Raw genomic sequence first — 22,462 nt, 5'->3', positions numbered from 1 at the left:
TTCCTCTTGACTTACCAGATTAGAAAAATTTGGTATCTTCTTGGCTGACCAAGTTGATTTCCCGGGTGCTCTTTCGGCCCAGAGCAATATCAATATACATTTCATCAGGGATTGCTTTTGCCTCATCAGCAATTAACCCCAGATTGGCCAGTACCAGGTCAACCGCACCTCGTTTTGCGGCTTTTACCGGAATGTTGAATATATGGACATCCAGTTCTGTATTCAGTCCGAAGTAACCGGATATTAATCCGACATACATGGCACTTTGTGCGCGATCAATGGAGATAACTTTTTCTTCACCAGACTGAATAATAAGGCGATCAAATTGCGCGACAGTGTCATCAACCCGGCCTTCATTAAGTAACTTCACCGCACCTTCGCGAGTAGCTGATAACCCCTGAAAAGTATTTGGGTCATTGAGTTGGAAAACCCCGATCATCAATGTGTGTGGCCGGCCACTGATGGAGTTCAAATCTGTTGGCGCCGTCGTGTGTACATGAATGGCCCTGTCATGATAGGTCCAGTCTTCTGGCGCAACTTCCAGGATGGTTTTACTGGCACATGACGCTAATAAAAAAGACAGTATTAGTGTAAAAAATTTCACAATGCATCCTGCGATAAATTAAAACCTGCGCCTTATGGCGCAGGTCTGAGGCACAGCAATTAAGCAGTGGTAGAACCGAAGCGGTATGCGCCTTCGGTACCAGCAGCTTCGTGTGTCCAGGTAATAGAACCCGGGTTGATGTGCAGCACTTCCATGTGACCCAGGTGAGCCTGAGTCGGATCGCCAATGCTTGGCAGAACAGTTTCAATATCGATCAGTACGGCATTTTCCATTTCCATCACGTAGTACAGCTCTTCTTCGCCGCTGGCGGAAATACGGTACCAGTTGATAGTAATGTTCAGCTGCTCACCTGAGGTCAGGGCATTGTGCAGCAGAGGGGTTGCTTTATCGATCATTTTTGTGATCTGCATTGGGCGCATCGAAGGCATGCTGGTGATCTGACCGTTTTGCTCATTCGTGCCACGCGGTACATGGTGATGGAAAGCCTGAACCATGATTTCATCTTCGTGGCCATCCTGAGTAGCCGTACCTACGGAATCTTCACTCAGTGCACCAGAGCTGATTTCGCCTTGGTTCTGTCCTTCAATCATCATATAAGCAGGAATTGCCATGTATTATCTCCTAGATAATGTTGTAGATAGCTTTATATAGAGAAACAACAGATCGAATTAATACCCGACCAAAGCTGTACTCCTTCACTCTTTATCCAGTTTCCCGGCCAGAGAGAGCGTAAAACTTGATCCCATATATTTGAAATGCGGTCTTACGTTCATCTCGACACGGTAAAATCCTGGATTTCCTTCATCGTCGGTCACAACGATACTTGCTTCACGCAGAGGTTTACGACTACGGACCTCTGGCGGCGGGTTGTCCTGATCGGCAACATATTGGCGGACCCATTGATTTAATTCACGATCGAGATCGTTTCGGGTTTTCCAGCTGCCGATGTGCTCCCGCTGTAGAACTTTGATGTAGTGGGCCAGGCGATCGATCATAAACAGATAGGGCAGTTCGGTACCCAGTTTATAATTGGTTTCTGCCTGTTTGGCTTCCGGACTGTTGCCAAAAAACTTGGGCTTCTGGCAGCTGTTGGCGGAAAAGAAGGTTGCGTTGTCTGTACCTTTTCTGGCGACCAGGCCTACAAATCCTTGCTCGGCCAGTTCAAATTCCTGACGGTCAGATACCATGACTTCACTTGGTGTGTAAATACGGGTTTCACCGTTTTCTTCGTATTTGTAAACCGGTAAATCCAGAACTTCACCGCCGCTCTGTGGGCCGATAATATTAGGGCACCAACGGTACTCAGCGAAGGAGCGAGACATGTTGGCGGCAAAGGCATAAGAGGCACTACCCCAGCATAATTTTCGGAAGTCCTTATTGATACCTTCCTGGTAATCAAACTCTTTGACCTTATTATCTTCACCATAAGGTGAGCGCAGCATAAATCTTGGAACTGTCAGGGCAACATTGCGTGCATCATCAGACTCACGGAACCCTTGCCACTTAACGTATTGTGGTCCTTCGAAAATAGATTCGAGATCCTTGAGGGCAGGTAAGCCAGAGAAATCTTCCAGGCCAAAAAACTTAGGGCCAGCCGAAGCAATAAAGGGAGCATGCGACATTGCCCCAATTGATGCCAGATCCTGTAACAGTTTCATATCTTGCGCATTCGGATCGATCGAATAGCCGGAAATGATGGCACCGTAAGGTTTGCCGCCGAATTGACCGTACTCTGCTGAATAAACATGTTTATACAGGCCTGACCGGGTAACATCCGGTGAATCTTCGAAGTCTTCAATCAGTTCGTCTTTACTGGCACTGATCATTTCAATCAGAATGTTTTGCTTAAAATCCGTGCGGTTTACAAGAAAATGCAGCCCCCGCCATGCTGATTCAACCTTTTTGAATGCATCGGCATGAATAATTTCATCAAGTTGATCACTGATTTTTGTGTCAATGGCACTGATCATATCGTCGACCAGTTTTTTTTCTATTTTGTCGACGTGACGGTTGTTCTTAACCAGGTCTGAAATAAATGCTTCAACTCCCTGGCGAGCCGTATCAAAACCGTCATCATCAGGAGACATGCGGGTCTCCAGCATTACTTGCTCCAGTAATGAATTGCCTGCCTCTGCAAGTTCGGGGACGGTATTATTTTCTACGGATGTGGTCATGGCCTGTTACTCCTCATTCAGACCCAGTTCGCTCATGATCTGAGCGCGGGTTTCTGAATTTTCCAGGATGGATTGAATGGTTTTCCGGAAGGCTGGGACATTACCCAGGGGGCCTTTCAGTGCCTGAAGTGCCCGACGTAGCTCGAGTAAACTGGCCAGCTCAGGAACCTGTTCAGCTACCTTCGACGGGCCGAAATCCTGTAGGCTATCCATCTTCAGTTCGACGCTGATGTCGTCGTCAGATTGCTCACGCAGTTTATTCGGTACGCTGAAGCTCATAGACAGGTTGTGACTCTTAATAACATCATTAAAGTTGTCTTTATTGACGTTAACCGGCTCACGATCTTCAATGACTTCATCGCTTTCGCGTCCAGTAAAATCATCCATTACCAATAATTTAAGTGGCAATTCAACGCTCTCTGACGCACCGCCAGTATTAGATTTGTAAGAAATGTTGATGCGCTCTTTAGGCGCGACGCTGCCATTTCCAGCCATATTGCTCTCCCTTTATTACTCGTTTGGAACTTAATTAAACACTGGTTGCCAGAATCGGATTTAACCAGCATAAACGGCTGAAAGCCTGGCTTCGGGCTTCCTGACTGTCGTTATCTTCTGTGCGTCCGTATGCTTTAACTAACAAATCGTAAGCACGTGCTACAAAATCAGGTTCCCAGTCACTCACTTGAGTGGTATCAATGTTTTCAACTAACTGCTGTAGTAATGGGATAGCCACTTCGGTATGGCCGGCATTAGCAATCAGCTCTGCTTTTGCGAGCCTGACACGGAATTGATCGCGCATATTAGCCGGAACAAAACCGGCCTTTAAACGTCCGAGAGCTTCCTGAAGCTTTCCCGAGGCTGTAAGTTTCTCGGCCTCTTTGATAATTTCCGACAGCGTGTCAGCGGCGGCTTTCGGCACCGGAGTGTCCTGCTTGTCAGCGGCTAGTGTTGATAGCCAGAATCGTGTCTGATCATCAGCGAATGGAGTACCGTCGCTGTAGTGCAGTTCGATTATCTTAGGCACGCGACGTAAAAACTGAGTCAGTTCTTCGAGTAAAGCATCCCTGGCTTTCTGGTATTCGGCGCCCAGTGCTTCCAGAGCACTGACGATTAAGCGTGTTCCATCAAACCAATAAGGCATTTTGCAGGCAGAGGTTTCAGCCTGCTGAATGACTTCTAAATAGTCACCTTGCTGCAGTAGTTCCTTCAGCTTTTTTAACTTATCCGTAGGTGGTTTTGGTAACTGAGTTTTGCCATCTTTATTGGGTGGCAGTTTATCAATGGAATCCCACAATGCGGAGCGGGAGAGGCGGTAACGGCGAGGGTCGGAAGGTTTTTGCTGGGCATGGAAGTCAGCCAGCTTACGCATGCCTTCCTGGATTTGTTTATAAGCCTTGCGTGCATCGGCATCACTTGATATATCACTGACAATGTCCTGTGTCAGTGCTGTCCTGCCGGGTTTTGGTGGCTGCTCTTTTTTTTCTGGCAGGCTGTGGGCCGTTGCCGATTGGATTGGGGTTGTGTCCGCTACTGACTCTGTGACTGGTTGATTAGGCACTGGTGTGCTGGAGTCTGTTGTTTGTTGCTGGCTACCGGGGACAGATTGAACCGGCTTATTGGTCGGGCCTTCCTGTACTTTGTTTTTAAGTTCGAATTCAGCTGCCTGCCTGGCTTGTTTGAGGGCTCGGCTGAGGTCAGTGATAGCTGGTGCCGAATCCCCCATCTTTTCTGCTAATGAATAATCCAGATCCTTTAGTAGCTTAGCGCAATCGATAATGTGCTGTTGATCGTTAACGCCGACAGGATTATTTGACAGGTAGTGGTTTGCTTTTTCGGCAAACCATTCAATTGCAGTTTTTCGTCCACGCAGGCGTTTCACTGGGGGAAAAGCGGTTTCCCAGTAGTTCTCATTGAGCTGGGTCAGAATATCTAGGCCATAAAGCAGGCCGGCATAACCCTCAAGCTCCTGCAATGCTACCGCCAGGTAGGCGGCAACTGAAAAATCTTTTGTGGTGTTTTTTAACAGATCTAAGGATAAAGTACGGATGACACTCCAGTCGATCTTGGCAGAACTGATTGATTCAAGCTTGTTTAGCTCACTCATGAGTTCTTCGTAGGTGTGTTCGTATTTTGCGTTAATGCCAGCTGGATTTTCGGCATTAATGGGAGCGCGGCCCAATTCCGAGTAAGGATGAGAAATATCAGCCATTTTAATCTTCCGTGTTGGCTATGGTCCTGAAATTCAGTCGGGCTACGACCGTATTTGCGAGGCGGAGTATCTGGAGTTTGGACTGCTTTGTCAACCGTTTGTCATGACGATAGGCTGTTGAAATTTGTATTCATAATTGATGGAAAAAAAATCGGGAGTCGATATAATCGCCGCCGAAAAGGAATGCTGTGTAATAAAGGGATTTTGTCATGTCTTGGCCGTGCCGTGAAAAACTGTTACTGCTTTGGATGATGGTAATTTTATTACCATCCTGTGGTGGTTCCGGTTCGGGACGGGTTACGGATGATCCGGCTGTCATCAGTAATGGCCACTCTGAGGTTGTCGAAGGAAACCAGAATTCAGCGGAAATTGTATTAACTTTTGTCGCTCAGCGCAGCGGTAAAATTTCTTATCAAACGTTTGATCTTGAAGCGGTCGAGGATAGTGATTTTTTGCCATTGTCCGGTAGTTATTCCGTTCAGGCCGGTAAAGAATATGCTGTTGTAGTTGAGGTTTTAGCTGATACGCGTGTTGAAGCGGACGAACGCTTTGGTGTGCTTTTGTCAGATGAAAATGGCAGTGAAATTGCCACGCTGTACGGTAAGATTTTGAATGATGACTTTCCCCGGTTCAGTGTGGCTGATGCTGAAACGACGGAGGTCGACTTTGGCAGTTCAAAATTAATCTTTACGGTCACCTTATCCGAAAATACTATCGACGATTTTCCACTGCATGTTTCAACCCTTGCACAGCAAGGGATTGGTGTCGCTGAGGCGGATCAGGACTATACGGTAGTTGATAGTCAGATTACTTTTACCCGTAACATGCTGTCACAGGATGTTGTGGTAATGGTCGTGGGTGATTCCCTGGTTGAACCTGATGAAGTTATGACGCTTCAGGTGAGTCATTCTTCGCTGGTGCGTGAGGCGTCGGGTCTGATTCGAACAGATGATGTACCCGGTCAAGACGGATATCCTACCTTTGAAATTAATGGTGGAAAATCTCAGACTGTAGCCGAGTCAGCTGAAGAAAAAGATGCGCAAGGCTATTCGGTCTATCAGATTCCATTCGTCGTTGATAATAATTTTTCTGGTGAAGTCAGTGAACCATTTGAGTTGTTTTACCAGTTACGACAGGCGGAAAATAGAAGTGAACATGAAGCGGCAGGAGTTAGTTTGGCTGGTGCGGAGGATTATGATGATACACCCCGCGGTGTCATTATTACGCCAGGTACATCGGTCTATCAGGCTACTGTTCGCATTAAAGATGATAATGAATTAGAAGGAACTGAAGTTGTTCAGCTACAACTGCTGAATGATCAGGGCGCAGAGTTCGGTGCAACATCGTTGTATATCCGCGATAACGAATCACCTAGATTTCAGGTGTCCAGTGCCGACGATATTTCTGATGACCTCGCATTCTGGGAAGGCACAGGCACAAACCGTAATCTGGAGGTTAATATTGCCTACCAAGAGCAGACCAACGGTGCTGAGGCTGATTATTTTTATGTGTTATATACCGATGGTAAAAAATCGGATTTTAATGATTTTGATTCCCCTGCGTCTGAAACAGAAATTTCCCGCGAAAGAATCACTATCAGTTCTGAGATGGCTGCCAGCATTCATTTGCCTATCAGTGCCGATTCGGATGTCGAAGCTAATGAAGTATTTTATCTGCAGTTGCTTGATGAATTTCAGAATGAGCTGGTCGATGAAAACGGTTTGCCACTGATTTATGAACTGACTATTGTGAATGATGACTTGCCGCGGGTGAGTTGGTATCAACGGGGTATTGAAGACGTATCTCAACCCATTTCAGAACTTGTGATTTCTGAAGGAGAGGCCGCAGTAACGCTGTACCTGCAGCTTGAAGATGACTCTGGTCAATATGCTTCAGCATTGCAGCATTTTGATGTAGTCATAGCTGCACAGGTACCTGACAGTGATCAGCTCAATAACTGTAGTTGGGTCAGTAAGACGGTGTTGACCCTGGATGAAGATTTTTCACTCAGTAATAACGATGCGTTGGCAAAAGGTGAATCTCGGATCGCTGTTACTTTTGATATTAATGATGATGAGTTAGTTGAGTGTGATGAACGCAGCATTGTTTCAGCGTCATTGCAGTCGCGTTATGGTGCCTTAAACAGTACGGCCGGACATGCAGACTTATTGTTGACGGTGCAGAATAACGATACAGCTCAAGTTACCGTTAATGGTTTTAGTGAAATAGAAGATGCTGCCAGCCACGCCTTTGACTTGTCGCTGAATGCCGGGGTTACCGTTAAGCTGAAGTATAAGCTGCTATTTAATGGTACGGATGACAACGACTTCAGTGACGTTCAGGTGCCAAAGCCCGAGCTAGATGCCAGTGCGGGAGAGTGGCATGAACTGATTCTGGCTCCTCAAAATTCAGGTTTGCCACAGGCTGAGGTAGCGCTGGCAGTTGAACGTGATTCTCTGGTAGAGCTGAATGAAGAGGTGACTCTGCTGCTGCAGTTTGATCATGTCGCGGAAGACTTTCCGGTTCGCATGAGTATTTGCCCTGTTGGCCAGTCGTGTGTTGATGCTGGCCAGCCAGTTGATGATGACTATGCGTCGGTGGCAGGCACTCTGGTGAATGATGATCGATTAACCATTTGGCGTAACGAGTCGCCTTATATTCGTGATGGCAACCATATTTCTGGCAGCGAGACCAATCTGAGTGGGCTGCAGCCGATGTCGTTTCTGGTTGAGGGAATGCTGGCGGCGAACTTTCCGCCGGTAACCATCTCACCGTCTACAGAAGTCTGTTCAGCCAATAAATGTACGACCAAAGATAAGGACTTTCAGGAGGTTGCTGTTAATCTGGAGCTAAACCCCGATGGCAGTGTGAAGCCTTTTAGTGTTTCTTACTTTATTCAGGATCAGTTGGTTGAGCCGGAAGAAAAGGGGGCGGTATCGCTTCGGTTGGCGATAGACGGAATCGCTGATGATGATCGTGCTTTGTATATTAGCGGCGAAATGGCGGCCCAGGATCTGCGTTTCAGCTATGAGGTCAATGATGATGATGTTATCAGCCCAGATCTGACTCTAACGAATAATGCTGGAGATGAACCTGCATCGTTATCTGTAACAGAGACATTAACACTGAAACTTAACGGACGTATCGCTGATAATGTTGATGATCTGGTGCTGGTGCTATCGGCAGAATGTGACAACTGTGGCAATGAAGGTCAGGATTTTAACTCGGGCTTGGGAAATAGTGGCGATGATTCCGAGGTTGAGCTTTCTGCCAAAGAGGGCGAGTTGGATCGTGAGAACCACTTCTACGATATGGAGATTCTCAGTGACAATGTGGTTGAACCTGATGAAACAATTACATACCGTTTGAGCCTGAAGGCCGGAAGCAATGCGCGCTATTTGAATAGTAAGACCGGCGTTATTGATGAGGTAAGTTATGTCATTCGTAAAAATGGTAAGCTATCTCCTGCTGTTTCACTATCGGAGACTGAAATAGAGGAAGGTCCAGGCAAGGCGTTAACCGTTACAATCGATCTGGGTGGTAATCGTGTCGGCAGTAATATCACAGATATGATTTTTGAATTGACTTCTGTCTGTAGTGGGGGATGTGATAGTCACGCTGGGAGTGGGGAAGATGATTATTCCGATGATGTTCCGATGTCCATTAACCTGGCGGGGATTCCATATAATCCAAGCTATAAAATTACCATTCTGAACGATAACCTCACTGAGCCAACAGAACGGTTTACTTATAAGCTGGCTCTGGCCAGTAATGGTAACGCCAGTTATCTGGCTTCAGATATCGTTGATAAGTTCGCTATTTCCTTTGCCGATTTTACACTGAAAGACGATGATAAACTGAAACCGAGGGTTTATTTTCGTCATCACTCAGCGGCTGCAGAAAACTCAGAAGCTTCACCAGAGCTGATATTTAAACCAGGTGGTTTGATTGCAGACAATGTAGTCAAAGAAGACCTGACGTTTGTTGTTGTCGGAGAATGTTCCGGTTGCGGTAAGAATGTAAACGATGATTATTCTGAGTCTTCGGATGCAGTAAAACGGTTTGATTACACCAGGGAGAAGCCTTTGTTATCCCTGGTTATAAAAGATGACTCGGTTGTCGAACCAGATGAAGAAATAACCTATACCCTCCATCTGGCTGCCGGTTCTGATTCGGATTATCTGCATGAATCCGTTACGGAAGCGGAAATAGCCACAGCCAGTTATACCATTAAAAATAACGACCTGATAAAGCCATTGATTGAATTCAGTAAGAGTAGTGGCCTGGAGTCGGATACTAAGTTAGCACTCAAGCTCAGCCTCAGCGATCAGGAAGATCTGACGATTGGGGATAATGTGGAAAACCTGAAAATGAAACTGGTGCCGAGTTGTGGTAATGGCAGTATTGGTTGTGGCTCCAACTTTGATGATGACGACTCCGATAGCAGTCACGTTGATATTGATTTGAAGGGCGTCGGCCACTCTCATGATATTACTCTGAAGATAGAAGACGACTCGGTTGTCGAACCGGATGAAATAATAACCTATACCCTCCAGCTGGCTGACGCTACTGGTTCGGTTTATCTGGATAAATCCGTTACGGAAACGGAAGTGGAAACGGAAATAGCCACAGCCAGTTATACCATTAAAAATAATGACCTGATAAAGCCATTGATTAAGTTTAGTAAGAGTAGTGGGCCGGAGTCGGATACTGAGTTAGCACTGAGCCTCAGCGATCAGAAAGGTCTGACGATTGGGGATAATGTGAACAATCTGAACATGAAACTGGTGCCGAGTTGTGGTAATGGCAGTATTGGTTGTGGCTCCAACTTTGATGATGACGACTCCGATAGCAGTCACGTTGATATTGATTTGGGCGATGATATTACTCTGAAGATAGCAGACGACTCGGTTGTCGAACCGGATGAAATAATAACCTATACCCTCCAGCTGGCTGACGCTACTGGTTCGGTTTATCTGGATAAATCTGTTACGGAAACGGAAGCGGAAGCGGAAACGGAAATAGCCACAGCCAGTTATACCATTAAAAATAATGACCTGATAAAGCCATTGATTAAGTTTAGTAAGAGTAGTGGGCCGGAGTCGGATACTGAGTTAGCACTGAGCCTCAGCGATCAGAAAGGTCTGACGATTGGGGATAATGTGGAAAACCTGAAAATGAAACTGGTGCCGAGTTGTGATAATGGCAGTATTGGTTGTGGCTCCAACTTTGATGATGACGACTCCGATAGCAGTCACGTTGATATTGATTTGAAGGGCGTCGGCCACTCTCATGATATTACTCTGAAGATAGAAGACGACTCGGTTGTCGAACCGGATGAAAAAATAACCTATACCCTCAAGCTGGCTGACGCTACTGGTTCGGTTTATCTGGATAAATCCGTTACGGAAACGGAAGCGGAAACGGAAACGGAAACGGAAACGGAAGCGGAAATAGCCACAGCCAGTTATACCATTAAAAATAATGACTTTGTTACAATAAGCTACGTCGGTGGTTCTCGGGCAGTACTTGAATCCACTTCAGAAACACAGCCATTAGCTCTTGAAGTTTGTATTCCTGATGAAGGATCGGTCAGCGATGAAGCAAAAGAATCTGATTTTACAGCCAGGGCGCAGGAATTGAGTGTACTAAGTCAGGGAATGGCTTCAGGTGTTGAAGAGCGTTTGTCTTCTGCGACTCTTGGTCAGGACTATTGGCTTAGTGACAGTAATGATACAAGTTCAAATAGTGTTGAGCTTAAACTCCTTAAGTTCGAATTTGGTTCCGATAACTGCTATTTGAAGGAGCTGGTCAATTTTAAAGACGATGCTCTGCTGGAACGAAATGAGTGGTTCAATATTAATGTAACCCAGTCAGATTTGTGTGAGGGTGGAAATTGTTTTGGTTATGGAATGCCAGTGCCTGCGAGCAGCTATGAATCAGGTGATTTCAACGATGAGGGGCTGTTTGTCATTGTTAATGATGACGATGTTATTTCAGCCGTTGATAGTGGTCTTTCCCGGTGCCTGATTATCAATTCTGATGTTGCAGCTGTGGATTGTGATGCCGATGGCAATATTCCCTTGCATGACGCACAAGTGGTGTTTCCGGAACGAAGTTTTACCTTTGTCACCAATGATGGGGAGCCGGTTCCACCGATCCGGCCAGTCGACGACGGTAGCACTCCACCGTCTATTGGTACAGAAGAATACCCATGCCTGCATGATAGTAATACAGGATACATGTGGGCGATCAGCAAAGAAGAGAATGTGCCCATTGAAGTTTGTGGTTATAGGACTGATCCGGAGGGTTACCGCTGGCAGCGTCCATCGGTTGCTGATTTCTTGAATCTTCTTGACTTGTCCACTCCGGATGCCGCTCCGCTTTCATTGAACGGTTATTTTATTACTGCAGATGAATGCCTGGTTGACGGGAAATGGGTCGTTGATGCAGATAACGGACTTACCTATTGTCATAATGAAGCGAGTCCTGGCACTGTACCGTTCGGACCTTCAGATCTGAAGACTATGTATGTGTATCACTGATGGCATAAGACAACATAGTTTGTTAACCAAGAGCTAAATCAGCACATAACAGATTCAATAAATTAATAAGTCAGGGATGTTTGATGAAAATTCCATTTCGGTTGCCAGTGGCAAACTGTGTAATCAGCGGGGAGTAACATGGTGATGAAATTAATGTCACGGCTTTTTGTCAGCCCTTTCGTCTGGCTGCTGGCTGTACTTTCCTTGGAGGTTGCAGCGATGTCAGGAGGGGGAGCTACCTCTCCGGGTGATGCCGAATTCCTGCCGGCGAAAATGATTGCCTGTTCGGCTAGTCAGATTTACAGCGATAATAAGGCGGAGCACTCAAGTCATTATTGCAGTGTGGCCGGCAGGTATGTTGTTAAAGCGCACTGGAACGAAGATGTTGACGTCGTATCCGATGGTATTGTGGAAAATGCGAAAACATTGATCTCGCTGACTGAGTATGCAAACGCAAGAAGTGCGATGTCAGATAAGGGGTATCGTTTACCTACGTTGAAAGAGTTAACGCAGTTGGTGAAATTTAGCGGTGCCAAAAAATTTGATGATGTTATCGACAATTGGTTTCGTAATCGCAATGCGGCCCAGGATGGCGGGAGCCGGCCATATTATACGGGCTATATACCCAGTAGCAGCTTTAAGGACTTAGGCTCGGGCTATAATATCTATGCTTTGGATATTCAATCAATGGTAATCCAGCTTTTGGACCCGGTTGAAGCTTTGGGTGCTGGCAAGCCTTTTTACGTTCTGGGGGTACAGGACTACTTTCAGATTATTAATCGTTCCAGCGGGAAGTGTATTGAGATTAATACTGCAGCGAGAGCTGAGGGCGAAGATGCCCGCGATCTGCTGGCCAGATCATGTAATGCAATATCCGTTGCTCAACGTTGGCGATTTGATAATTCTTCTTCTGGCAGTGGCAGTGGCAGTTGCAGAGATGCGATAAATATTGTTTCTCAGTTCCGGGGCGATAATGACTCCAGATTTTGTATGGATAATGGCAATGATGATGAGACTAAAGCCCAAGCCTACTTGTGTCAGGACAGCCTTAACCTTAAGTGGGATGTATGTCCGCATGGGGATGGTGACGTGAAAATTAAAACGGAAAGAATAAAAAATGATGAAGATCAATACTTTCTGATACAAACAACCGATGGCTTGTCGGATTATACTACGATCGCACCTTCTGATTCAGAGGCCCAGCGTTGGGTGATACAGTATTAACTCGTATCTGTAGGTTATTGATTTATACTTGTTGGTTATTTTTTGAGTGATATTTCCTTATCTTGATATCGCCTTAAATTCCAATGTTGATGCTTATTTTTACAGGGATGTAACATGGCAGAACCGAATTTTTCATTTGTCACCGATAGTTATCCGGGTGAGTTTACGCTGATCGGGTTTAATGGCACTGAAGGGATGTCACAGATGTTTCAGTTCACACTGAAACTGAAAGTGGAGAAGAAGGTGGCACAAGGGATTGATTTTCAGGCAGTGTTGGCCGAAAGTTGCTCACTTGTTGTTGATGATGCTGATAGTTCAAATGGGAAATATGTTATCAGCGGGATGTTACAGTCAATCGATGAAGAATTTCATGGCTCTAATACCCATAAGTACTATACGGCAGTTATGGTGCCAGGTCTTTGGCGGCAGTCTAAAAATAAGTCTTATGACATTTATGTAAAGCAAGCGGCACCACAGATTCTGGAAGCTGAACTGCGCGATGATGTTATGATAAAACATAGCATGAAAACTACCCAGACTTACCCTGAAAAAAATTTCGTGTGTCAGTATGCTGAATCAAATTTTAATTTTGTCAGTCGCCTGGCCAGTCATTGGGGAATTTATTTTTATTTTGATCATCAGCAAAATGGTGAACTGATATTTTCGGATAACACCAGTTACGATCAGGCTGTTATTGCCAGTGCCAAGCTGGATATCAGTAATAATCCAAGCTTCAGCTTTGATACAGTAAGAACCTTACGTCGTAGTTATAATGCAGTGCCGGATGGCGTGGTGATCTCGGAGGTTAATCCTGATCAGGCAACTGAGCATTTCGAAGGTTCGGCGGGTGAGATAGACGGTAAAAACAGTGTTCACCTGGTTAACGAAGGGTGTGACAGCAAAGATGAAGCAGAACTGCTGGCAGAAATCCGTTTGCAGGAATATCAGTGTTATGCTGTCGAGTTTGAGGGTACTACTGGTATTCCTTATTTGGCGCCCGGATTCGTGCTGAATGTTGAAGATGACGCCGGCAATTCGGTTGCTGAAATTCTTATCACTCAAGTTCGTCATAACGGTAGTCATCTGGATAACGGTCATCGTGCTTCTGAGGAAGGTCATAGCGCACCATTCTATGAAGCCAGCTTTGTTGGTATTCCAAAGGGTATTCAGTATCGTCCAGATAGCAGCCGGATTCAAAAGCCAAGAGCGATTTCAGCCACTGCACGTGTCCATGCGGATGGTGATCAACAGGATATTGCTCAGCGCGATAGTATTGGTAAATATCAGGTTGTTTTTGACTTCCTTAAAGACGAAAAGAAGGTATCCAGCTGGATACGTTTGGCACGCCAGACTGCCCGAACTAATCATTTTGATATGCCATTGACTCCGGGAACCGAAGTGCAGGTTGCCTTTATTGATGGTAATCCAGACCGGCCGTATATTCAGAGTGCTTTGGAAAATTCACAGTCGCTAAGACATCCTGTAAATAATGAAAATCCACATCATGCGTCGATTCGTACCGATGGTTTATTGTACACAGAAGCGCTGAAATCCCATCAGACTTTGCACATTAGTGGCTTGTATGATAGCTCTGAGGTTCTGAATAATATTCAGCAATCTCCACTTAAGGTGCTTGGCCCGGATGGAACGGACAGTGGTGAAACACTCGATTACATTGCCGGTAATCATCATATTGATGAGCGTTACGGTGATCGTTATGAAAGGACTTACGGTGCGGATTATATTTACGGTGTTAATGCGCGCTTTCGGTTTGGCTCACTTTATGAAGAAAACCATACCTTTGATGCATCCGTTGGATCAGGTAACAATCAGTTCGATTTGAGCGACAGGTTGTATAGTAACGATGCATCCATGGTTACAACAGATCCGTTCGATGTGCCACTGAACAGTGAGCGTAAGGGTGGCATCGTACGTAAGGACTTTGGCAATACTTATGGTTATCATGCAGGGGTTGCCTCAACCTGGGCACAGGGTGAGGGGTTAACGGGTATCCATCAGACCTATAATTACGGTGGCCGTTTTATTGAAAATAATGTCGATCTTGGTGCTGGTAAGGGGGTGCCGAAGCCGGGACCATCGTTACCAGGAAGTTGGGACGATAACTCACTGGTAACACAAAATATCGGCAACACCTACGAGCATATTGAAGGTGAACATTATGTTGGTCATAAGGGGGATTTCACCTTCCAGCGCGACGGCTCGGCTACCGAAACATTAACCGGTGATATCACGCGGACTATTACCGGTAATGTGACTGAAGATATAACCGGAGATGTCTCTACGACCATCACGGGTGCTGCACAAGAGGTTACAAAAACCCTGAGTGGTGACTATACCGAAACTGTGACAACCGGTGGTAATTACACTGAGAATATTACGGTAACGGGTGAAAATAATATATTGAAAATGAGTGCCGTTAATAAAAGCACAGTGCTTGGTCAGATATCAGATACGATAGTCGATATCACGTCTACAACTAACTGTGGTTTGGTGAGTGAAAACTTTCTAGGCGTAAAAACGTCGTCTTCCTTATCGGCAACAATGGAAATGAAAGCCGGAGCTAGTGTGACTGTGGATAATGTTTCAAAATTATGGGAAGGGAAAGTGTCGATAGCTAACGGTAAAGTCAAGCTTGAGAAATCAACCACAGCCACGGCCAACTATAATGTATACTCTTTAAAGTCTACCTTGGTTATAATTGGATGATAACGCAAAATGAATATTCCTGCTCTTTGGCTGTGGTTAGTTCCTGTGGCGATCACATTGATGGCAATGCTTTATGATCATATTACCTTTGGCGCGCCGTGGCAGGACTCTAAAGAACGGACTCACCGGCTTGCGCCGCTGATTTTTGTATTTGTATTTATATATTATTGGTTGCAGTCACGAAGGTATAAAAAACTATCGATGCGCTGTACTGACGAAGTTTTGGGTACTGTTATTGCCATATCGGATAGCCATTTGGAAGTTAACCGGCGTCGTTATCTTAATGTTGTTGTAGACTGTCTGGGGCGTCAAAGTGAACTTAAAAATTTGGAGCCAGAATTTCGTTATACTTTATCAGTTGGCGGGAAAATCCCCCTTTTATATAATCCGGAAAACTTGGGAGAGATTGCTGTTAATTATGATGCCTTGGCGGTGGGTGGCTGGGAAAATAGTGATGAATCTTAGGAATTTATGCTGTTGGAATATCCGGATTTCTTAGATATAAAGAACCTGCAGCTGTGAATTTTTATAAGACTCATGCTGTATTTTAACTCGAGCAATACATTTGTATCTTTGGTTCTGTTATTACCGGCAACGGTGCTGGCGTACCAGTCGTTTAAGTCGTTCAGTTCTGCTCAGCCGGGGGCGTTTGCGGACGGCATTCTTTTCCTGATTATTTTTTTAGCTCTGATATCCGTTTGGGCGTTTAATATTTTAAAAAATCGTGACAACGCTCGATTGGCTCAGCGTTGTACGGAAGCGGTAACGGGTGTGGTTGTGTCTATGTGGGATTCTAACCTGGCCAGAAACGAACGGCGGTTTGTTAATGTCATTGTTCAGTATCTGGGGCGTGAACGTCAGATTGATTATGTCGATCCGAATTTTAAGTATCACAGCCCGCCGGGAAGCCCGATTGCTTTACGCTACAATCCTGATAACCCCGATGACGTTGTGATTGATTATTCCGCCCTCAGTTAACCGGGCAGAATCAATGCGGTTGTATCTGAGTCTGCTGTGCCAGTTGTAAGGTAAAGTGCAGAGCCTGATCGGCTGTCATCGCTTGCGGATTAAACTGGTTCTGACCGAGTTCACTGAGCAGGCGGTAGAAGTCGTCATTACTGGGCGCAAAGCCCATGCTCCATTGCTGAAATGCCGGTTGTTGTACCTCCTCATAGCTAAGAATCTGGATATCCTGATGACGGCTATCATCGGCAATGTCGAGATACAGGGCGTTGACCGCTGCACGTTCCCCTTCCAGTACCTGTAAAAAATATCGACGTTCAAAACACAACATGCCACCGATGCCCTGTGACGGGTTGTTGCGCCGGGCGGCTGTCAGGATCTGCTGAATGTCGGCCATGGTTAACTCATCCGCAGCGCAGGAAAAATAGATTAATCGGATCATTGGCACAGACGTACTCCTTATCGCTAGTCTGTTTAGTGTAGAAGGTTTGGGAGCCTTGATATGACAGCGAAACAAGCGCCGGTATTGCTGGTATATGATAAGAGGCTGGAAACCCCGGCGCTGGCTGCTGTGTCGGCGCTGGGTGTGGCGAATACAGGCTATGGCGCTGACTTTGCGCGGCAGTTAAAACGGCAACGCGGGCTTCGGGTAGTGATGTTTGTGGCGGCTGATCTGCATCAGCCTCAGTTACTGGAGGCGCTGGCGTTGCTGCGCCAGCGTTATCGTTCAGCTTTGCCGGCCTGTTTGTGTTTTTGTGGCGAAACCCTGTATCAGCAGTTTATGGCGGTATTACAGAGTGGCAGTACCCAGGAGCGCGAGCAACTGCAGCAACAGTTGTTAATGCAACAGCAGGAAGCGGATCTGGATTTTATTCTGGATGATGTGTTTGCTCTGGTGGCGGATTCCCGGGAAGGGCTGGAACGGGTGTGTGATATCGTTAAAAATCTGCGTGCATTTGCCCGTAAGGATGATATTGAGATGGCGCCGGTGAATGTCTGTCAGATACTCACGGCCACTCTTAAGCTGGTTAAACATCAGCTCAACGCTGGTATCGAGGTGGTGAATCATGTGGATGCCGGAGCACAAGTCAGCGGCAGTGCGGGTATGTTGGGGCAGGTGTTTCTGAATCTGATTCAGAATGCCATTCACGTGATGGCCGATGGTGGCCAGCTGGAAATTGCTTCAAGTACCGCGGGGCAACGGTTATTACTCAGTTTCAGCGATCATGGCAGCGGTATGCCGGCGGATGTGGTGACGCGGATATTTGATCCGTTTTTTACTACCAAGGAAGTGGGTAAAGGTACCGGGCCGGGGCTATCCACGGTGTATGGCATCGTTAAAAAACATCAGGGCGATATTCAGGTCAGCAGCGAACCCGGTGTTGGCACCCGGTTCGAGCTGAGTTTGCCGTTGTGCCCTTAATGACTGGCCTGCTGGCTGGTCATGGCGGCTTCCACCTGACCAAAGTGTTCAATCACCTCTTCGAGTTCTGCACGGGCGGCCTGCCAGTGTTGTGCTTCACTGAAACCGCCTTTGGCGATGGCCTGTACCGTGGCCGGGTGTACCAGCAGGTCCTTGGCGTGGTAACAGGCCGCGTTGGTCAGTGGTGGTAATTCGGCATCCGCGTGGTAACCCGTTTCAATGCGTTCCAGTGGCATGTCTGGCAGGGCAGAGCTGGCTTGCTGCAGGGCGTCCAGATAATCACCACACTCCGGGTAGCGGCTGCGGAACTGGCTCAGTATCGGCAGGCTGGCCGCAACCAGAGCGGCTGCGTCCTGCTCAATGGTTTCACTATTCTGTTGTTGCAATTTGCTCAATAACGCTTCGGCTTGTTGCTGGTAACTGGCCAGTGGGCTGCTTTGTGCCTGTAAGACCGAGCTGGTGAGTAATACCGCCAGGCCTGTGAAGGTCTGACGTAACATGCGCTGGAACATAGATACTCCGGAATGAGAATTAAAATCAGTTATATTGTGCCTGAATCTGGTTATGTTTCAAATCGATGACATGGTTTTTTCGTTATACCGTTATCTATTTGGCTGAGAGTGAATTTGCCTAGGTCTTCAAGATCGCTGGATGTCAAAAAGGAGGGGGGATTCAGAAAGTCCCTTCTAGGGCTTGTTATGACATTATGCAATGGCCAACCTTTTTGGTCGGCGTATTTCATGCCGCTGATTTTACAGGCTGCGCATTCTATGGCTCAGATTGCTTCATCGCTTTCGGCTTCGCTGAGGCGCTGTAAACGCTGCTGTTCTTCAGCGAAGGCGGCTTTGATTTCTTCCAGCACGGAATCGACATCCGCGGCGGTGGCGGGATCTTCAAAGCGACCGGTTAATTCGCTGTCCAGGGTTAATTTCCCCGCTTCAAACAGCTCCCACATTTCATCGGCATAACGGCTGTGTTTAAGCTCCGGCGCAAACTGGCCGTAATACAGGCTCATGTTACGCACATCGCGATCGAGCATGGCTTTGGCGTTGTTATTGGCGGCAGCATCAACAGCCTGGGGCAGATCAATGATCACCGGACCATAATCGTCCACCAGCACGTTAAACTCCGATAAATCGCCGTGGACAATACCACTGCACAACATACGGGCGATGTAGTGCATGACAATAACGTGATCTTCACGGGCCTGTTCGGCATCCATCATCACATCATTGAGGCGCGGTGCAACGTCCCCTTCGTCGTCACAAATCAGCTCCATCAGCAGTACGCCATCGAAACAGCCATACGGCTCAGGTACCCGCACGCCGGCCGCCTGCAGCTTGTAGAGGGCATCGATTTCGGCGTTTTGCCACACGTCTTCCTGCTGGGCGCGGCCATACCGGGAGCCTTTCTCCATCGCCCGGGCACGACGTGAATTGCGGACCTTGCGGCCTTCCTGATATTGCGCCGCTTTTTTAAAACTGCGTTTGACGGCGTCTTTGTAGACCTTGGCGCAGCGGATTTGATCGCCAACACGAACACTGTAGACCGTGGCTTCTTTGCCACTCATCAGTTGGCTGAGAACGTCGTCGATAATGCCGTCAGCAATCAGCGGCTGGAGTTGTTTCGGTGTTTTCATGCAGGCGTTATAGCGGAATTGTCCGCTATAAGGAAGGGGAGGGCAGTTAGGTAAGGCCCCGCAGGGCCTTGCAGGAGTTACTTTCTTAAGGTTTCACAGCTGATTAAGGTGTTTTCCAATAACTTGGCGCGGGTCATCGGGCCAACGCCACCCGGAACCGGAGTGATAAAGCTGGCGCGCTCAGCCGCGGGTCCGAAATCTACATCACCAATCAGACGGCCATCTTCCAGCCGGTTAATGCCAACATCGATGACTACGGCGCCGGGTTTGATCCATTCACCTTTGACGATGCCGGGTTTACCAACGGCAACCACAACAATGTCAGCCTGGCTGACGTGATGCTGCAGGTCTTTGGTAAAGCGGTGACAGGTGGTTACGGTGCAACCCTTGATCAGCAGTTCCAGTCCCATTGGCCGGCCAACGATGTTCGAGGCGCCAACGATGACAGCGTGCTGGCCACGAACCGGTTCGCCAGTGCTGTCGAGCAGATCGACAATGCCGGCCGGAGTGCAGGGGCGTAGCAGTGGCATCCGCTGAGCCAGGCGGCCAACGTTAAACGGGTGAAAGCCATCGACGTCTTTTTCAGGTGAAATACGTTCCAGAATTTCCGATGCATCCAGCCCCTGGGGCAGTGGCAGCTGAACCAGGATGCCATCAACTTCATTATCGGTGTTCAGTTCATCAATCAGGTCGAGCAGTTGTTGCTGAGAGGTGCTGTCTGGCAGGTCATAAGCTTTGGATATAATGCCGACCTGTTCGCAGTCTTTGCGCTTGTGGGAAACATAAACTTCTGAGGCCGGGTCATTACCAACCAGTATGACGGCCAGCCCGGGTGCACGCAGACCTTGTTGTAACCGTTGGTCTACGCGGGCTTTAACGGTTTCACGAACAGCAGCAGCTGCCGCTTTACCATCAATTAACTGAGCGGACATAAATAGCGATATCCTGTGACGTATTTTGGAAGGCGGCGATTTTCTCATGAGCGGCCGGTAAAGCAAAGATGCCCGCTTGCGAATGCGGCATAAAAGCCGCTAATCATAAGGAAGCGATTGTTTTTATTAATTTTTTTGAAAAAAGTGTTGACGCCTCAGGGGTGGATCTATACTATGCGCAGCCACTCAAGGGGTGAACGCCCTGAGAGAAGTAGATCGGGGTATAGCGCAGTCTGGTAGCGCGCCTGGTTTGGGACCAGGATGTCGGGAGTTCGAATCTCTCTACCCCGACCATTTAAATTGCAAGATTTAAATGGACATGCGCCCGTAGCTCAATTGGATAGAGCATCGGCCTTCTAAGCCGAGGGTTGCAGGTTCAAGCCCTGCCGGGCGTGCCATTTGGTACGTCAAGAAGACGCTTGACCAAAAATGTGGTGGCCGTAGCTCAGTTGGTAGAGTCCAGGATTGTGATTCCTGTTGTCGCGGGTTCGATCCCCGTCGGCCACCCCACTTCTTCCCCTTCTTTGATTTTCCGTTTTTAAATTACTCTCGCTTAAATACCTGTCTTGCCTGACTAATCGCTGTTTTCTTCTGTAGCTGCGTTGCGCTATAATCCGCGACCTTCTGAATTTGAGATGCTTCATGGGTTTGTGGCATCGGTTTATAAATAGTTGATTGAGAGGCATCTATGCAAGTGTCCATCGAGACCACCAGCGGTCTGGAACAAGTAATGACCATTGGTGTACCGGCTGCGGACGTTGACGCGCAGGTAGTAACTGAATTAAAGCGCATTTCGCAAAGCCAAAAGAACAATCCTGGACCAGGTTTCCGTAAGGGTAAGCCGCTGCCTCCTAAGGTTGCTAAGCAAAAGTACGGTAAGCAGGCTCGCCTGGAAGCGGTATATCAGCAAATGCAGCAGTCTTTCTTCCAGACCGTGCAGGAAAAAGAGATCAAGCTGGCGGGTATGCCAAAGTTTGAGCCGGTTGTGGATGAAGAAGGCAAAGATCTGGAATTTAAAGCCACTTACGAGGTTTACCCTCAGGTTGAGCTGGCTGATTTCTCTGCCATTGAAGTTGAACAGCAGTCGGCTGAAGTCACTGATGCTGATCTGGAAACTATGGTCGACACTCTGCGCAAGCAACAGGCGCAGTGGAATGCTTCCGATGCTGCGGCTGAAGATGGCGATCAGGTGAATATCGACTTCGAAGGCTTTATCGATGGTGAAGCATTTGAAGGTGGCAGTGCAGAGGGTTATGGTCTGACGCTGGGTTCTAACTCTATGATCCCGGGTTTCGAAGGCGCTCTGGTTGGTAGCAAAGCGGGCGAAGAGACCACGCTGGACGTTACTTTCCCGGCCGATTATCAGAAAGAAGACCTGCAGGGTAAGCCAGCTCAGTTCAAAGTGAAGGTTAATGAAGTTAAAAAACCTGAACTGCCAGAGTTAAATGAAGAATTCTTCAAGGCCTTTGGTGTCGAAACCGCCGATGAAGCTGAGTTCCGTAGCGAAATCCGCAAAAACATGGAGCGTGAACTGGCTCGTGCCATTCGCACTCTGACCAAGCAGCAAGTGGTGCAGGGTCTGGTTGGGGCTAACGAAGTTGATGTGCCATCAGCACTGCTGGATCAGGAAATCGACCGTCTGCGTCAGCAGGCTGTGCAGCAGTTTGGTGGTGCTCAGCAGTTCGATCCTAAGCAGTTACCGGCTGAACTGTTCAAAGAGCAGGCAGAAAAACGTGTTGTTATCGGTCTGTTAATGAATGCCGCAATTGAAGCCAATGAACTGACTCCGTCTGACGAGAAAGTGAATGAGCTGATTGAAGAAGTGGCTGCCACTTATCAGGATCCGGATCAGGTGCGTGAGTACTACAGCAGCAACCCGGAGCAGCGTCAGCAGGTTGAAGCGATGGCTCTGGAAGAGCAAGTGGTTGAGAAAGTACTGGCCAGTGCAAAAGTCAGCCAGTCAGAAGCAACTTACGAAGAAATTATTCGTGCGGCGAACCAGCCGGCACAATAAATTTCTGTTGGCAGCACAATAAGTTGTCTGTTGTAACTGACATTTGG

Annotated in this window: 16 protein-coding genes and 3 tRNA genes; 10 read left to right on the top strand and 9 right to left on the bottom strand. The window is 47.3% G+C overall.

What is annotated here, in order from left to right; translation table 11 throughout:
* Nucleotides 1-19: 19 nt before the first annotated feature.
* The 5 genes from ACFOMG_RS08290 to tssA form a co-directional block, all read right to left on the bottom strand.
* Complete coding sequence (locus tag ACFOMG_RS08290) at nucleotides 20-604, bottom strand: type VI secretion lipoprotein TssJ (protein ID WP_376865950.1); 585 nt, start codon at nucleotides 602-604, stop codon at nucleotides 20-22.
* Between the two features lie 59 nt (nucleotides 605-663).
* The gene (locus ACFOMG_RS08285) at nucleotides 664-1,176 is read right to left on the bottom strand and encodes an Hcp family type VI secretion system effector (RefSeq protein WP_376865949.1); all 513 of its coding nucleotides are present in this window, start codon (nucleotides 1,174-1,176) and stop codon (nucleotides 664-666) included.
* Nucleotides 1,177-1,260: 84 nt separating this feature from the next.
* Entirely contained in the window at nucleotides 1,261-2,739 is a 1,479-nt protein-coding gene (tssC, locus tag ACFOMG_RS08280) for a type VI secretion system contractile sheath large subunit (protein WP_376865948.1), read from the bottom strand.
* 6 nt (nucleotides 2,740-2,745) lie between these two features.
* Nucleotides 2,746-3,234 carry a type VI secretion system contractile sheath small subunit gene (tssB, locus tag ACFOMG_RS08275; protein ID WP_376865947.1) on the bottom strand — a complete coding sequence of 163 codons (489 nt, stop codon included), beginning with the start codon at nucleotides 3,232-3,234 and terminating at the stop codon, nucleotides 2,746-2,748.
* Between the two features lie 34 nt (nucleotides 3,235-3,268).
* Complete coding sequence (tssA, locus tag ACFOMG_RS08270; protein WP_376865945.1) at nucleotides 3,269-4,948, bottom strand: type VI secretion system protein TssA; 1,680 nt, start codon at nucleotides 4,946-4,948, stop codon at nucleotides 3,269-3,271.
* Nucleotides 4,949-5,157: 209 nt separating this feature from the next.
* Here tssA and ACFOMG_RS08265 point away from each other — a divergent pair, with 209 nt between their 5' ends.
* From ACFOMG_RS08265 to ACFOMG_RS17770, 5 genes are all read left to right on the top strand, one after another.
* On the top strand, nucleotides 5,158-11,493 hold the full coding sequence (locus ACFOMG_RS08265) for a Calx-beta domain-containing protein (protein ID WP_376865944.1): 6,336 nt from the start codon (nucleotides 5,158-5,160) through the stop codon (nucleotides 11,491-11,493).
* 138 nt (nucleotides 11,494-11,631) lie between these two features.
* Nucleotides 11,632-12,717, top strand: a complete 1,086-nt coding sequence (locus ACFOMG_RS08260) for an RICIN domain-containing protein (RefSeq protein WP_376865943.1) — start codon at nucleotides 11,632-11,634, stop codon at nucleotides 12,715-12,717.
* Between the two features lie 114 nt (nucleotides 12,718-12,831).
* Nucleotides 12,832-15,444: a type VI secretion system tip protein TssI/VgrG gene (gene tssI / locus ACFOMG_RS08255; RefSeq protein ID WP_376865941.1), complete on the top strand. Its 2,613-nt coding sequence runs from the start codon at nucleotides 12,832-12,834 to the stop codon at nucleotides 15,442-15,444.
* Between the two features lie 9 nt (nucleotides 15,445-15,453).
* On the top strand, nucleotides 15,454-15,909 hold the full coding sequence (locus ACFOMG_RS08250) for a hypothetical protein (protein WP_376865939.1): 456 nt from the start codon (nucleotides 15,454-15,456) through the stop codon (nucleotides 15,907-15,909).
* Nucleotides 15,910-16,227: 318 nt separating this feature from the next.
* Nucleotides 16,228-16,422: a hypothetical protein gene (locus tag ACFOMG_RS17770; RefSeq protein ID WP_449237026.1), complete on the top strand. Its 195-nt coding sequence runs from the start codon at nucleotides 16,228-16,230 to the stop codon at nucleotides 16,420-16,422.
* A 10-nt stretch (nucleotides 16,423-16,432) separates the two neighbouring features.
* Here the strand turns inward: ACFOMG_RS17770 and ACFOMG_RS08240 are convergent, their stop codons facing one another.
* On the bottom strand, nucleotides 16,433-16,849 hold the full coding sequence (locus ACFOMG_RS08240; protein ID WP_376865937.1) for a BLUF domain-containing protein: 417 nt from the start codon (nucleotides 16,847-16,849) through the stop codon (nucleotides 16,433-16,435).
* A 60-nt stretch (nucleotides 16,850-16,909) separates the two neighbouring features.
* Between ACFOMG_RS08240 and ACFOMG_RS08235 the strand changes: the two genes are divergently transcribed.
* Complete coding sequence (locus ACFOMG_RS08235) at nucleotides 16,910-17,830, top strand: sensor histidine kinase (RefSeq protein WP_376865936.1); 921 nt, start codon at nucleotides 16,910-16,912, stop codon at nucleotides 17,828-17,830.
* Here the strand turns inward: ACFOMG_RS08235 and ACFOMG_RS08230 are convergent.
* From ACFOMG_RS08230 to folD, 3 genes are all read right to left on the bottom strand, one after another.
* Nucleotides 17,827-18,342: a hypothetical protein gene (locus tag ACFOMG_RS08230; RefSeq protein WP_376865935.1), complete on the bottom strand. Its 516-nt coding sequence runs from the start codon at nucleotides 18,340-18,342 to the stop codon at nucleotides 17,827-17,829. The genes ACFOMG_RS08235 and ACFOMG_RS08230 overlap by 4 nt on opposite strands.
* A 263-nt stretch (nucleotides 18,343-18,605) precedes the next feature.
* Complete coding sequence (locus ACFOMG_RS08225) at nucleotides 18,606-19,469, bottom strand: PA4780 family RIO1-like protein kinase (protein WP_376865934.1); 864 nt, start codon at nucleotides 19,467-19,469, stop codon at nucleotides 18,606-18,608.
* A gap of 77 nt (nucleotides 19,470-19,546) precedes the next feature.
* Nucleotides 19,547-20,401 carry a bifunctional methylenetetrahydrofolate dehydrogenase/methenyltetrahydrofolate cyclohydrolase FolD gene (gene folD / locus ACFOMG_RS08220; RefSeq protein WP_376865933.1) on the bottom strand — a complete coding sequence of 285 codons (855 nt, stop codon included), beginning with the start codon at nucleotides 20,399-20,401 and terminating at the stop codon, nucleotides 19,547-19,549.
* A gap of 217 nt (nucleotides 20,402-20,618) precedes the next feature.
* On the opposite strand from folD, the gene ACFOMG_RS08215 reads away from it, so the two are divergent.
* The 4 genes from ACFOMG_RS08215 (at nucleotide 20,619) to tig (ending at nucleotide 22,415) form a co-directional block, all read left to right on the top strand.
* Nucleotides 20,619-20,695, top strand: a tRNA-Pro gene (locus tag ACFOMG_RS08215).
* A 27-nt stretch (nucleotides 20,696-20,722) separates the two neighbouring features.
* A tRNA-Arg gene (locus tag ACFOMG_RS08210) sits at nucleotides 20,723-20,799 on the top strand.
* A 36-nt stretch (nucleotides 20,800-20,835) separates the two neighbouring features.
* A tRNA-His gene (locus tag ACFOMG_RS08205) sits at nucleotides 20,836-20,911 on the top strand.
* A 178-nt stretch (nucleotides 20,912-21,089) separates the two neighbouring features.
* Complete coding sequence (gene tig, locus ACFOMG_RS08200; protein WP_376865930.1) at nucleotides 21,090-22,415, top strand: trigger factor; 1,326 nt, start codon at nucleotides 21,090-21,092, stop codon at nucleotides 22,413-22,415.
* The last annotated feature ends 47 nt before the right edge of the window (nucleotides 22,416-22,462 follow it).

Source organism: Bacterioplanoides pacificum (genome assembly GCF_042648445.1).
Classification (GTDB): Bacteria; Pseudomonadota; Gammaproteobacteria; order Pseudomonadales; family Oceanobacteraceae; genus Bacterioplanoides; species Bacterioplanoides pacificum.
The sequence above is the reverse complement of the archived record's forward strand: the minus strand, read 5'-3'. Positions and strand labels throughout refer to the sequence as shown.